The following is a 13,458-nucleotide window of genomic DNA, read 5'->3' as shown; positions in this document are numbered from 1 at the left end:
GCCGCCGTTCTATGTGTCCAAGCTGAGGCATAAATTGAAACAAGCCTAAATAAGGAGTGGACGGTCCCTTGCGCGTTTCAAATGTAACGGTTCGAAAACGTTTATTACTGGTTTTGCTTTTTGGCGTAATCATTTTTTTGATCATTGACAGCAGATTAGGCTATGTTCAATTTGTGATGGGAGAAAAGCTGACTTCACTGGCTAAGGATTCCTGGAGCCGGAATTTGCCGTTTGAGCCTGAGCGGGGAGAGATTCTTGACCGAAACGGCGTGAAGCTGGCTACTAATAAAAGCGCGCCGACCGTCTTTGTCGTACCGCGCCAGATCCAAAATCCCATCAAAACGGGCAAGCTTCTCGCGTCAGTTTTAAATATGTCGGAAGAGAAGGTCTACAAACATATTACTAAGAAAACCTCCATAGAAAAAATCTCACCCGAGGGGCGGAAAATTTCCAATAAAAAAGCGAAAGAAATCAAAGCGCTCGACTTAAAAGGGGTTTATGTGGCTGAAGACAGCATCCGCCATTATCCGTACGGAAGCTTTTTGTCCCATGTTCTCGGTTTTGCCGGTATTGATAACCAGGGTCTTCTCGGTTTGGAGGCTTATTATGATGATGACTTAAAAGGTGTAAAGGGATCCGTGAAATTTTATACGGATGCCAAGGGGAAGAAAATGCCTGATGAAGCGGATGATTACACCCCTCCGAAAGACGGACTTGATATGAAACTGACGATTGACGCCAAGGTTCAGACGATTATAGAAAGAGAGCTCGACAATGCAGCGGCGAAATATAACCCGGACGGAATGATTGCGGTCGCAATGAACCCGAAAAACGGGGAAGTGCTCGGCATGTCAAGCCGTCCTGATTTTGATCCGGCTGACTATCAATCGGTGGATCCGTCCGTTTACAACCGGAACCTGCCGGTATGGAGCACATATGAACCGGGTTCGACCTTTAAGATTATTACGCTTGCGGCGGCTCTTCAAGAGCAAAAAGTAAACTTGCAAAGAGACCACTTTTATGACAGAGGATTTGCCGAGGTCGACGGCGCCCGCCTCCGATGCTGGAAAAAGGGCGGCCACGGTTCGCAATCTTATCTTGAAGTCGTTCAAAATTCCTGCAACCCCGGGTTTGTACAGCTGGGGGAACGGCTCGGAAAACAAAAGCTGTTTCAATATATTAAGGACTTCGGTTTTGGAAAGAAAACAGGCATTGATCTGCAAGGGGAAGGAACGGGGATCTTATTCCCGCTTGACAGAGTCGGCCCGGTCGAACAGGCGACAACCGCTTTCGGACAAGGGGTTTCCGTCACGCCGATTCAGCAGGTGGCAGCCGTTTCCGCAGCAATAAACGGCGGAACGCTTTATACTCCGTTTATTGCCAAAGAGTGGGTTGATCCCGTTACGAAAAAAACCGTTAAGAAACAATCGCCGATTGCGAAAAGGCAAGTTATTTCCCAGGAAACGTCAAAGCAGATCAGATATGCTTTAGAAAGCGTCGTCGCTCAGGGAACGGGGCGGAATGCCTTTGTGGAAGGATATCGCGTCGGCGGAAAAACAGGTACCGCACAAAAGGTGAAAGACGGCAAATATCTCGAAAACAACCATATCGTCTCCTTTATCGGTTTTGCGCCGGCCGATGACCCGAGCCTTGTCGTGTATGTCGCGGTTGATAATCCGAAAGGCACGATTCAATTCGGGGGAACCGTCGCCGCGCCGATTGTCGGAAATATGATGAGAGACAGTCTGCCTGAGCTCGGCGTGAAACCGCGAAAAAATCAAATCGAGAAAAAATATCAATGGAACGACACAAAAACAATAGAGGTTCCGAATGTTGTAGGGATGTCTGTCTCTGATCTTGAGTCGCTGCTTGTCAATTTGAATATTGACTCCTCAGGAAAAGGAAGCAAAATTGTGAAACAATCACCTGCAGCCGGAACGAAAGTAAAAGAAGGCTCAAAGATCCGTGTTTACTTGAGTGAAGAATGAGTCTTTTTGAGGCAGCCGATTGTTTTCGGCTGCCTCTTATCATAAAGAGAAAAAAAGAAGATAACTTTTAAGATTAACTGGATGTATCCTTTTATTTACGCTAAAATATGAACTGTATGTTTAAAAGCCATTCTGACTTTTATAAACGGTTATCATGATAAAAGAATGAATAGAATTTCTGAGAGGTTTGATACAATGAAACTTACAAAGCTGCTTACATATTTAATGGCCGAACCTGTTCAAAATGACTTTCAAGACCCTGACATAACTTCAATTGAGATGGACTCCAGGGAAGTGAGAAAAGGGAGTCTTTTTGTGTGTATAAAAGGGTATACGGTAGACGGACATGATTTTGCCCAAAAAGCCGCAGAAAACGGCGCAGCGGCCATCGTTGCCGAGAAAGAGCTTGACGTCGATGTTCCTGTCATTATTGTCCGCCGGTCACAGCGGGCGCTCAGCGTTCTTTCTGACGCGTTTTACGGGCAGCCGACAAAGCAGCTTCAGCTTATCGGCATCACCGGCACAAACGGCAAAACATCAACGACGCACATGGTTGATGAGATTTTCAAAAAAGCGGGAAGACAGACCGGTTTAATCGGAACGATGTACATTAAAATCGGGGATGAGACATTCCCGGTCAAAAATACAACGCCCGAAAGCGTCACACTGCAAAAAACGTTCAAGAAAATGAATGATGAGCATGTTGACACAGCTATTATGGAAGTGTCTTCTCACGCTCTGTCACTCGGCAGGGTTCACGGCTGCGATTATGATATCGCCGTATTCACGAACCTGACGCAGGACCATTTAGATTATCACAAGACGATGGAAGACTACAGACAGGCTAAAAGCCTCCTGTTTTCCCAGCTGGGCGGCTCCTTTAATCACGAAAAGCCGAAGCGGGCCGTTTTAAACGCAGATGACAAAGCCAGTGCTTATTTTGAAAAAGTGACGGCGGCGCACATCCTTACATACGGAATCGAGAATGATGCCGATGTCATGGCGAAACAAATCGAGATCTCTGCGCAAGGCACAAGCTTTGAACTTGTTACGCCAAAAGGAACAAAGCAGATCACAGTTTCACTCGTCGGCCGCTTCAACGTGTATAACGTACTGGCTGCAGCGGCGACAGCGATCGCAGCGGGTCTGCCGTTTGATACGATCACAAGCGCTCTTGAAGAGCTGCAAGGTGTCAGAGGCCGGTTTGAACTGGTGAATCACAATCAGCCGTTTCCTGTGGTCGTCGATTACGCGCACACGCCTGACAGTCTGGAAAACGTCCTGAATACATGCAAAGACATGACAGAGGGCAAGCTTTTCGTCGTCGTCGGCTGCGGCGGTGACCGGGACAAAACGAAACGCCCGAAAATGGCGGAAATTGCGGTGCGGATTGCCGACGAACCGATTTTCACTTCAGATAACCCGAGAAGCGAGGACCCGCTGGCCATATTAAGAGATATGGAAAGAGGGGTAGAAGGCACTTACTATCACAGTATCGCAAATCGCGAGCAGGCTATCTTTTTTGCCATTGCCAACGCGAAAAAGGGAGATGTGGTTCTGATTGCCGGGAAAGGGCATGAAACCTATCAGCAGATCGGCAATGAAACATTCGACTTTGATGACGCCGAAGTAGCGGGAAGAGCTATTGTTGAGCTGAATAAAAAGTAAAACAGGAAAGAGTGTTAGAATGAGGGAAATGAAAAGAATTACGGGGACACAATGTGAATATGATAAATACGTATGTCGTTTGAACGAAACGGGAGGAGAAAAGAGCAATGCTTGAGCAAGTGATTTTATTTACAATAATAATGGGATTTTTAATCAGTGTTCTGATATCTCCGATTCTTATCCCGTTTTTAAGACGTTTAAAATTCGGCCAAAGTATCAGGGAAGAGGGGCCGAAATCACATATGAAAAAATCAGGGACGCCGACGATGGGCGGGGTCATGATTATTGTATCCATCGCCATTACGGCGATTGTCATGACGCAGAAATTTTCGCATCTGAGCGCGGAAATGTTTCTTCTGCTGTTTGTCACGATCGGATACGGCCTGCTCGGCTTTCTGGATGACTATATTAAAGTAGTAATGAAACGGAATCTCGGATTGACGTCGAAGCAGAAATTGATCGGCCAGATCATTATTGCCATAGTATTTTACGGAGTATATCATTATTGCCATTTTTCAACCGGCATCAGGGTGCCGGGCACACATCTGTCAATCGATCTCGGCTGGGGATACTTTATCCTCGTTCTCTTTATGCTTGTCGGAGGTTCAAATGCCGTCAACCTGACAGACGGTCTGGACGGTCTCTTGTCCGGTACCGCGGCTATCGCATTCGGCGCTTTCGCCATCCTTGCGTGGAACCAGTCACAATATGACGTTGCGATTTTCTCGGTTGCCGTTGTCGGCGCCGTTCTCGGTTTTCTTGTATTCAACGCCCATCCCGCCAAGGTATTTATGGGGGATACCGGTTCGCTTGCGCTCGGAGGAGCGATCGTGACCGTTGCCATTCTGACGAAGCTTGAAATTCTGCTCGTCATTATCGGCGGAGTATTTGTTATTGAGACCTTATCTGTTATCTTACAAGTCATCAGCTTTAAAACGACAGGAAAACGAATCTTTAAGATGAGTCCGCTTCACCACCATTACGAATTGGTCGGATGGTCTGAATGGAGAGTTGTCGTCACATTCTGGACTGCGGGACTGCTGCTTGCCGTTTTAGGAATTTACATCGAGGTGTGGTTATAAGTGGAAAACGAACTTTTTTTGCAAAAACAAAACTTTCTGGTCCTCGGACTGGCGAAAAGCGGATATGCGGCTGCGTCGATTCTTCATGAAAAAGGCATTAACGTCGTCGTGAATGATCAAAAAGCCTTTGAAGAGAACGAACCTGCCCAAAGGCTTGCAGAAAGAGGAATTGAAGTCATCTGCGGTGAGCATCCGACGTCACTTTTTGATCAGCATCACATTACCATTCTGATCAAAAATCCCGGAATCCCGTATGAAAATATCATGGTGGAGGAAGCGCAAAGAAGAGGCATCCCGGTCTGGACGGAAATCGAGCTTGCGTATTATATCACCAATGCAAAATTCATCGGCATTACAGGTTCAAACGGGAAAACAACAACGACGACCTTGATTTATGAAATGCTGAAAGCTGACTCGATAAAGGCGCTGATCGCAGGGAATATCGGCACTGTCGCCAGTGAAGTGGCTTATCATGCTGACGGTGATGAATGGATCGTCACAGAGCTTTCTTCGTTCCAGCTGATGGGGACTCATGCGTTCAGACCTGAAATCGGCCTGATTTTAAATGTGTTCGACGCTCATTTGGATTACCATCACAGCCGTGAAAACTATGAAAAAGCCAAGCAGAACGTGTATCTTCATCAGCTTGAGAGTGATACGGCCATCGTCAATCAAAGCGATGAAACAGTCGTGCGGCTTGCCGAAAGCGGAAAAGCCGGCACCGTTCCGTTTTCAGTCCACCAGGAACTGTCAAGCGGCGCATTCATTAAAGACGGAATGCTGATGTTCGGCGATGAAGCGATTCTGCCTGTTGATGACATCGTACTGCCGGGCGCGCACAATTTAGAAAATATTTTAGCCGCTGTAGCCGCGGCAAAAACGGCGGGCGCGTCTAATAAAGCGATTCAGAAGGTGCTGACAAGCTTTACCGGTGTCAAACACCGTCTGCAGTATGTAACTGCGATCCAGAATCGTAGATTTTATAATGACAGCAAAGCGACGAATATTTTGGCCACAAGCAAAGCGCTCTCCGCGTTCAAAGCACCGGTTATTCTGCTTGCAGGCGGACTGGACCGCGGCAACGGTTTTGACGACCTGAAACCGTATATGGACAATGTCAAAGCGGTCCTGACGTTCGGACAGACAGCGCCGAAGATAGAAAAACTGGGCAATGAGCTGGGAATACAACATGTCAAACGTGTCGATAATGTTGAACAAGCAGTATCTGCGGCGTTTGCGCTCTCAAATGAAGGAGACGTCATCCTCTTGTCACCCGCGTGTGCAAGCTGGGATCAGTTCAAAACATTTGAAGAACGCGGTGACATGTTTATAGATGCCGTGCATATGCTTAAGTAAGGGCTTGTCTCTGTTCATCGGCAGCCCTAAATGACTTATGCTTGGGGTGTCGATTGCTTTGACTACTAAAAAAACAGCGCCTGATTTGTTATTAGTTATCATTACGTTATTGCTTTTAACAATAGGATTAATTATGGTCTACAGTGCAAGTGCGGTATGGGCGGATTATAAATTTGACGACTCGTTTTTCTTCGCGAAACGGCAGCTGCTGTTTGCGGGGATCGGCGTCATTGCCATGTTTTTCATTATGAATGTGGATTATTGGACATGGCGCACATGGTCGAAGCTGCTTCTGATCATTTGTTTTTTTCTGCTTGTGCTTGTGCTGATTCCGGGAGTCGGAATGGTGCGGAACGGTTCAAGAAGCTGGATCGGAGTGGGAGCGTTCAGCATTCAGCCTTCGGAGTTTATGAAACTGGCGATGATTGCGTTTCTGGCTAAATTTCTTTCTGAAAAACAGAAGAATATTACGTCATTCAGACGCGGATTCGTTCCCGCGCTCGGAATCGTGTTTTCTGCATTTATTATTATTATGTGCCAGCCAGACCTGGGAACGGGGACGGTAATGGTGGGCACGTGCATCGTGATGATTTTTGTTTCCGGTGCGCGAATCGCTCATTTTGCGTTCCTCGGACTCATCGGTTTAAGCGGATTTGCGGCACTAGTTCTGTCCGCTCCTTATCGGATTAAACGGATTACCTCTTACTTAAACCCGTGGGAGGATCCGCTTGGAAGCGGATTTCAGATCATTCAGTCGCTCTATGCCGTAGGTCCGGGCGGACTGTTCGGGATGGGGCTCGGCCAAAGCCGGCAAAAGTTTTTTTACCTGCCGGAGCCGCAAACCGATTTCATTTTTGCTATTTTATCTGAGGAACTCGGCTTTATCGGCGGTTCGCTCATATTGCTGCTGTTCACTATTTTATTATGGCGGGGCGTCAGAATTGCCCTCGGCGCGCCGGATTTATACGGAAGCTTTGTCGCTATCGGTATTATTTCTATGATAGCTATTCAAGTCATGATTAATATCGGCGTTGTGACGGGGCTGATCCCGGTAACAGGAATTACGCTGCCGTTTTTAAGCTACGGAGGCTCATCACTGACGCTGATGCTCGCAGCGGTCGGCGTGCTTTTAAATGTCAGCCGGTACTCGAGGTATTGATCTGTATCTTACCTCATCACTCATGATTTATTCGTTATCTATAAAAAAACAGACAACATCAATAACCCTGTCCTAAAAAACAGGGTTATCGCTATGTGATTAAGGGGGACATACGAATGCGTATTGCAGTAAGCGGAGGCGGAACCGGAGGACATATTTATCCGGCCCTGGCCTTTATTAAAGAAGTTCAGCGCCGGCATCCGGATGTGGAATTTTTGTATATCGGAACAGAGAACGGTCTTGAGAAAAAAATTGTTGAACGGGAAAATATTCCGTTCCGCGCCATTGAAATTACAGGTTTCAAACGAAAACTTTCTTTTGAAAATGTAAAAACCGTCATGCGCTTCTTAAAAGGCGTGAAGAAAAGCAAATCATATTTAAAAGAGTTTAAACCAGATGCCGTTATCGGTACAGGCGGCTATGTATGCGGTCCGGTCGTATACGCGGCGGCAAAAATGGGAATTCCGACGATCATTCATGAGCAAAACAGCCTGCCCGGCATCACAAATAAGTTTCTCTCGAAATATGTTAATAAGGTAGCAATTTGCTTTGAAGAGGCAAAATCGCATTTTCCTGCTGAAAAAGTTGTGTTTACGGGAAACCCGAGAGCCTCTGAAGTCGTCTCAATTAAGACAGGCCGCTCATTAACTGAGTTCGGGCTGAAAGACAATCAAAAAACGGTGCTCATTTTCGGCGGAAGCAGAGGCGCGGCTCCCATTAACCGTGCCGTTATAGATATGCAGGAAGAATTGAAAACGAGACCTTACCAAGTGCTTTATATTACCGGGGAAGTACATTACGAGAAGGTAACGGCTGAGCTGAAAGGCGGAAAAGCCGCTGATAATATGGTGACAAAACCGTTTTTGCACCAAATGCCGGAGTACTTACAATCAATTGATGTCATTGTGGCCAGAGCCGGAGCGACGACGATTGCGGAGATCACCGCTCTCGGCATTCCGAGCGTGCTTATTCCGAGCCCGTATGTGACAGCCAATCACCAGGAAGTCAATGCGAAGGCGCTCAGCCAGCATGACGCTGCAATCGTACTGAAGGAAACCGAGCTCAGCGGAGAAAAACTGATCGCTGCGCTGGACAAAATCGTCATGAATGAAGAAACCTTAAAAGACATGAGTGAGCGGACAAAATCACTCGGTGTTCCGGATGCGGCAGCCAGACTGTACAGTATCATGGAAGACATAAAAAAATAGAGCAAATGGAATGCGGAGGTTTATGATGGAGAACGTAATTCAGGAATTAAGAGACCGCGAAGTCGGCAAAGTGCTGGAACAAGAACCGCTCGCGAACCATACAACGATGAAAATCGGCGGTCCGGCGGACATTTTGATCATCCCCAACCGTGTGGAAGCGGTCAAAGATATTATGGATATTGTGAAGAAACATGATCTGCCATGGACGGTTATCGGCCGCGGTTCAAATCTGCTCGTGCTTGATGAAGGCATAAGAGGAGTTGTCATCAAACTGGGCGCGGGTCTGGATCATTTGGAGATTGACGGCGATCAGGTGACGGTCGGAGGCGGCTATTCGGTCGTCCGGCTTGCGACTTCCATGAGTAAAAAAGGAATGTCCGGTCTCGAATTTGCAGCGGGCATTCCCGGATCAATCGGCGGAGCCGTCTATATGAATGCCGGGGCGCACGGATCTGATATGAGTGAGATTCTTGTGAAAGCCCGTATCTTATTTGAAGACGGCACAATCGAATGGCTGACGAACGAAGAGATGGATTTCAGCTACAGAACGTCTGTTTTGCAGAAAAAACGTCCCGGCGTCTGTCTCGAGGCAGTTCTTCAGCTTGAGCAAAAGGAACGGGAAGCCATTACGGCGCAAATGCAGCAGAACAAAGATTACAGAAAAAATACGCAGCCGTATTCAAGCCCATGCGCCGGAAGCATATTCAGAAATCCGCTGCCGAATCATGCCGGAAACCTCGTTGAAAAAGCGGGATTAAAAGGACATCAGATCGGCGGAGCGAAAGTGTCCGAAATGCACGGGAATTTTATCGTCAATGCCGGCGGAGCGACTGCCAAGGACGTTCTCGACCTGATTGAATATGTGAAAAAGACAATCCGTGAGCAGTATGATGTTGACATGCATACAGAAGTTGAAATCATCGGAGGGAATCGTTAAAAGGTTCTCTGATTACATGAGCTCATGTGATATACTTTTAACAAATGTCGAACGGCATCACAGCATGCCGTTTGTTTTTCAATCAGACGAATGTCAAGCTGTTTCATTCTTAGTGAGGTGGACAGGCAGTGAACCCAAATCATGAAAGAGAAAAAATTGTAAATATTGAAGAGCGGATTCCGAAAATCAAAGAGCAGCGGAAGCAAAAAGCAAACCGCCGGCTGATTTCATTCATTGTGCTCTTTTTTATGATGGTGCTGATCATCGTGTACTTGCAGATGCCGATCAGCAAAGTGTCTTCTGTCACCGTTTCCGGAAACGAAAACGTGTCTGTAAAAGAGATCAACGCGCTTTCTGATATACATAACGGACAAACCGAGTTCTGGAGTCTGAACAAGAAACAAACAGAAGAAAAGATTGAGCAGAATAAGCTGGTGAAAAAGGCGGAACTTTCAAAAGTATTTCCTAACAAAGTCAGCATTCACATTGAAGAATACAAGACGATCGCGTATCTGCAGCGACATGATGTGTATTATGAAGTGCTCGAAAACGGCACTGTGCTGCCGAACGAAGTCACGCCGGATGACGCGGGCCCGATTTTGGTTGACTGGACAAACGCGAAAAAGCGGGTCAAAATGGCGGAGCAGCTTGATAAGCTTTCCGGTTCGCTTAAGCAGTCGATTTCTGAAATCTATTATACACCGGTAAAAATGGATCAGGACCGGATCAAGCTGTATATGAACGACGGGTATGTAGTTACCGCTTCTATTAAAACGTTTGCCGGCCGGATGAAGACCTATCCTTCTATCGTTTCCCAGCTGGACGGCGGGAAAAAGGGGATTATCCACTTAGAAGTCGCTACGTATTTTGAAGAATTTAACAAAGGTAAATCCGGCAAGAAAAAAGAAAATGATTAATAGTTCTAAAGAACTAATTTCAAGGTGATTCAAAAGAATCTATTACAATCAGCGGGGCAGCCGATATAACCGATAGCGGAATCATTATGACTATGTTTGTTTTTGTCCGGTATATGGCTGCCGGACAAGCGGAAAATTCTCAATGCAATGGGCGTGTCTTCTGCAGTGAGCATTGCATTTGGAATTTTCCTCCTGTTTCTTCTTTTTTCGGATGTTTCTGGCAATATCTATAGCTTTTCTGGAGGTTCATCTTAGTGTAGACTAATGGAAAGCGGGTATATTTGCATCTGGTTTGCACAGTATGGCACCGTGACAGGAAATCTTACGGTAAGGTGGGCCGTCTCTAAAAAAAATAAAAAAAATACGATATAAAAGAGGATATACATAGAATATAACGAATAGTTTCATTAAACATAAATTGTGAGAAATCAGATAAGAATTTGTTGATGCTGTTGTTTTTGTTACACACTTGTAAAGCCACATTCATTGTATTGTTGTTCCGCAAATAATAGAATAGAATTTGATCGAAATGTGAGGAGGTGCCATAGAATGAACAACAATGAACTTTACGTCAGTCTTGACATCGGTACGTCCAATACAAAAGTGATCGTCGGAGAAATGACAGATGATTCCCTTAACATTATCGGAGTGGGAAATGTACCGTCTGAAGGGTTGAAAAAAGGCTCAATCGTTGATATAGATGAAACCGTTCATTCTATAAGAAAAGCGTTTGACCAAGCTGAAAGAATGGTAGGTTTTCCGCTGAAAAAAGCCATTGTCGGCGTTAATGGAAATTATATTCATATTCAAGATACGAACGGCGTTGTCGCTGTTTCCAGTGAAAACAAAGAAATTCACGTTGAAGACGTCCGCAGGGTAATGGAAGCGGCACAGGTCGTGTCAGTTCCGCATGAGCAGCTGATCGTAGACGTCGTTCCGAAACAGTTTATCGTTGACGGAAGAGACGAAATTACCGATCCGAAAAAAATGCTCGGCGTGCGCCTGGAAGTAGAAGGCACGCTGATTACCGGCTCCAAAACGATCTTACATAACTTACTTCGCTGTGTGGAGAGAGCGGGCGTTGAAATTACTGATATTTGCCTGCAGCCGCTTGCGGCCGGTTCGGCGGCTTTGTCAAAAGACGAAAAAAACCTCGGAGTCGCCATGATTGATATCGGCGGCGGCTCGACGACGGTGGCGGTATTTGAACAGGGGCACCTGAAGGAGACAGCCGTCATTCCGCTCGGAGGCGAAAACATCACGAAAGATGTATCGATCGGATTGCGCACTTCCACCGAAGAGGCTGAAAGAGTAAAAAAACAATTCGGACATGCATTCTACGATGAGGCTTCAGAAGATGAAGTATTTGAAGTCACCGTCATAGGAACGAATCAAAAGCAATCTTTTACACAGCAGGAAATTGCCAATATTATTGAAGCAAGAGTGGAAGAGATTCTTGAGATTGCCGCAGCCGAAATTGAGCATATGGGAATTACAGATCTGCCCGGCGGCTTTGTGCTGACCGGCGGACAGGCCGCAATGCCCGGAGTGCTTTCATTGGCACAGGAAGTGCTGAGGCACAATGTAAGGGTCGCAAGCCCGAATTATATCGGTGTAAGAGACCCTCAGTATATGACGGGTGTCGGCTTGATACAATTTGCCTGCCGAAATGCCAGAATTCAGGGAAGAAAAATAGGCTTTCATATGCCGGAAGAAGCCGTGCAGGAAATCGCGGTCTCTCACGAAGAAGAACATCATCAGCGGCCAGAGGCGCAGCAGCGTCCAAAAGCAAAACAAAAAACACAAGCCGAACACAACAAACCGAGCAAAATGAAAAAACTATTAAGCATGTTTTGGGAATAGATTGATAGTCATTCGGCAGATTAGGAGGATTTAGCATGTTGGATTTCGAAACAAACATAGACGGCTTAGCATCAATTAAAGTAATCGGAGTAGGAGGCGGCGGTAATAACGCGGTCAACCGAATGATTGAAAATGAAGTGCAGGGTGTAGAGTACATTGCGGTAAACACGGACGCGCAAGCTCTTAACCTGTCAAAAGCGGAAGTGAAAATGCAGATCGGGGAAAAGCTGACCCGCGGTCTCGGAGCGGGAGCGAATCCGGAAGTCGGCAAAAAAGCCGCTGAAGAAAGTAAGGAACAAATCGAAGAAGCGCTAAAAGGCGCTGACATGGTGTTCGTTACAGCCGGAATGGGAGGCGGTACCGGAACGGGAGCCGCACCGGTTATCGCGCAAATCGCAAAGGACTTAGGCGCTTTGACTGTCGGTGTCGTAACAAGACCGTTTACATTTGAAGGAAGAAAACGTCAGCTGCAGGCTGCAGGCGGTATCACGGCAATGAAAGAAGCCGTTGACACACTGATCGTTATTCCGAATGACCGCATTCTTGAAATTGTCGATAAAAACACACCGATGCTTGAAGCATTCCGTGAAGCTGATAACGTGCTTCGCCAAGGGGTGCAAGGTATCTCTGACCTCATCGCGACGCCTGGTTTAATCAACTTGGACTTTGCCGATGTCAAAACCATCATGTCCAACAAAGGTTCAGCATTGATGGGTATCGGGATCGCTACGGGCGAAAGCCGTGCTGCTGAAGCCGCCAAAAAGGCGATCTCCAGTCCGTTACTGGAAGCGGCAATCGACGGAGCGCAAGGTGTTTTGATGAACATTACGGGAGGTACAAACCTGAGCCTCTACGAAGTGCAGGAAGCAGCCGACATCGTCGCTTCTGCATCTGACCCTGATGTCAACATGATTTTCGGTTCAGTTATCAATGAAAATCTGAAAGATGAAATCGTCGTCACCGTTATTGCGACCGGTTTTATCGAACAGGAAAAAGATGACTCAAAACCGCAGCGTCCGACTTTAAACCAAGGATTGAAGTCTCAAAGCCAAAACGCTGCGAAACGCGAGCCGAAACGAGAAGAAACACAGCATCAAAACACGGTGAACCGCCATACATCACAGCCGGCGGATGATGCTCTCGACATTCCTACATTTTTAAGAAACCGCAACAAACGCGGCTGATGTAAAAAAGGACAAGACCACATGGTTTTGTCCTTTTTCTTTTTTGTGTACAGTCTTCCTTCCTATCCCCATGATCTATACAGTGAAAAAAGCAAC

General features: G+C 46.5%; 10 protein-coding genes. All 10 read left to right on the top strand.

Annotation, left to right across the window (positions count from 1 at the left end; all coding sequences use genetic code 11):
- Window positions 1-68: 68 nt before the first annotated feature.
- The 10 genes from ABK447_RS12940 to ftsZ all read left to right on the top strand — a co-directional run bounded on the left by ABK447_RS12940 (window position 69) and on the right by ftsZ (window position 13,362).
- Entirely contained in the window at window positions 69-1,988 is a 1,920-nt protein-coding gene (locus tag ABK447_RS12940) for a stage V sporulation protein D (protein ID WP_025284695.1), read from the top strand.
- A gap of 195 nt (window positions 1,989-2,183) precedes the next feature.
- Entirely contained in the window at window positions 2,184-3,656 is a 1,473-nt protein-coding gene (locus tag ABK447_RS12935; RefSeq protein ID WP_094031690.1) for a UDP-N-acetylmuramoyl-L-alanyl-D-glutamate--2,6-diaminopimelate ligase, read from the top strand.
- Window positions 3,657-3,763: 107 nt separating this feature from the next.
- Window positions 3,764-4,738, top strand: a complete 975-nt coding sequence (gene mraY / locus ABK447_RS12930) for a phospho-N-acetylmuramoyl-pentapeptide-transferase (RefSeq protein WP_007409707.1) — start codon at window positions 3,764-3,766, stop codon at window positions 4,736-4,738.
- Entirely contained in the window at window positions 4,739-6,094 is a 1,356-nt protein-coding gene (murD, locus tag ABK447_RS12925; RefSeq protein ID WP_015417422.1) for a UDP-N-acetylmuramoyl-L-alanine--D-glutamate ligase, read from the top strand.
- 58 nt (window positions 6,095-6,152) lie between these two features.
- Window positions 6,153-7,253 carry a stage V sporulation protein E gene (gene spoVE / locus ABK447_RS12920; RefSeq protein ID WP_015239818.1) on the top strand — a complete coding sequence of 367 codons (1,101 nt, stop codon included), beginning with the start codon at window positions 6,153-6,155 and terminating at the stop codon, window positions 7,251-7,253.
- Window positions 7,254-7,369: 116 nt separating this feature from the next.
- Window positions 7,370-8,461, top strand: a complete 1,092-nt coding sequence (gene murG, locus ABK447_RS12915) for an undecaprenyldiphospho-muramoylpentapeptide beta-N-acetylglucosaminyltransferase (protein ID WP_003154428.1) — start codon at window positions 7,370-7,372, stop codon at window positions 8,459-8,461.
- Between the two features lie 25 nt (window positions 8,462-8,486).
- On the top strand, window positions 8,487-9,398 hold the full coding sequence (gene murB / locus ABK447_RS12910) for a UDP-N-acetylmuramate dehydrogenase (RefSeq protein ID WP_015388267.1): 912 nt from the start codon (window positions 8,487-8,489) through the stop codon (window positions 9,396-9,398).
- Window positions 9,399-9,526: 128 nt separating this feature from the next.
- Window positions 9,527-10,315, top strand: a complete 789-nt coding sequence (locus ABK447_RS12905) for a cell division protein FtsQ/DivIB (RefSeq protein ID WP_007409710.1) — start codon at window positions 9,527-9,529, stop codon at window positions 10,313-10,315.
- Window positions 10,316-10,864: 549 nt separating this feature from the next.
- Window positions 10,865-12,178: a cell division protein FtsA gene (ftsA, locus tag ABK447_RS12900; protein WP_003154425.1), complete on the top strand. Its 1,314-nt coding sequence runs from the start codon at window positions 10,865-10,867 to the stop codon at window positions 12,176-12,178.
- Window positions 12,179-12,213: 35 nt separating this feature from the next.
- Window positions 12,214-13,362, top strand: coding sequence for a cell division protein FtsZ (gene ftsZ / locus ABK447_RS12895; RefSeq protein WP_003154424.1), 1,149 nt, complete (start codon window positions 12,214-12,216; stop codon window positions 13,360-13,362).
- Window positions 13,363-13,458: the final 96 nt, after the last annotated feature.

Origin of the sequence: Bacillus sp. hwrm1 (assembly GCF_040207805.1) — a bacterium.
GTDB lineage: Bacteria > Bacillota > Bacilli > Bacillales > Bacillaceae > Bacillus > Bacillus velezensis.
The sequence above is the reverse complement of the archived record's forward strand: the minus strand, read 5'-3'. Positions and strand labels throughout refer to the sequence as shown.

Coding starts and splice junctions, on each gene's coding strand:
- ABK447_RS12935 (WP_094031690.1), top strand. CDS start 2,184: ATGAAACTTACAAAGCTGCTTACATATTTAATGGCCGAACCTGTTCAA.
- mraY (WP_007409707.1), top strand. CDS start 3,764: ATGCTTGAGCAAGTGATTTTATTTACAATAATAATGGGATTTTTAATC.
- murG (WP_003154428.1), top strand. CDS start 7,370: ATGCGTATTGCAGTAAGCGGAGGCGGAACCGGAGGACATATTTATCCG.
- murB (WP_015388267.1), top strand. CDS start 8,487: ATGGAGAACGTAATTCAGGAATTAAGAGACCGCGAAGTCGGCAAAGTG.
- ftsA (WP_003154425.1), top strand. CDS start 10,865: ATGAACAACAATGAACTTTACGTCAGTCTTGACATCGGTACGTCCAAT.
- ftsZ (WP_003154424.1), top strand. CDS start 12,214: ATGTTGGATTTCGAAACAAACATAGACGGCTTAGCATCAATTAAAGTA.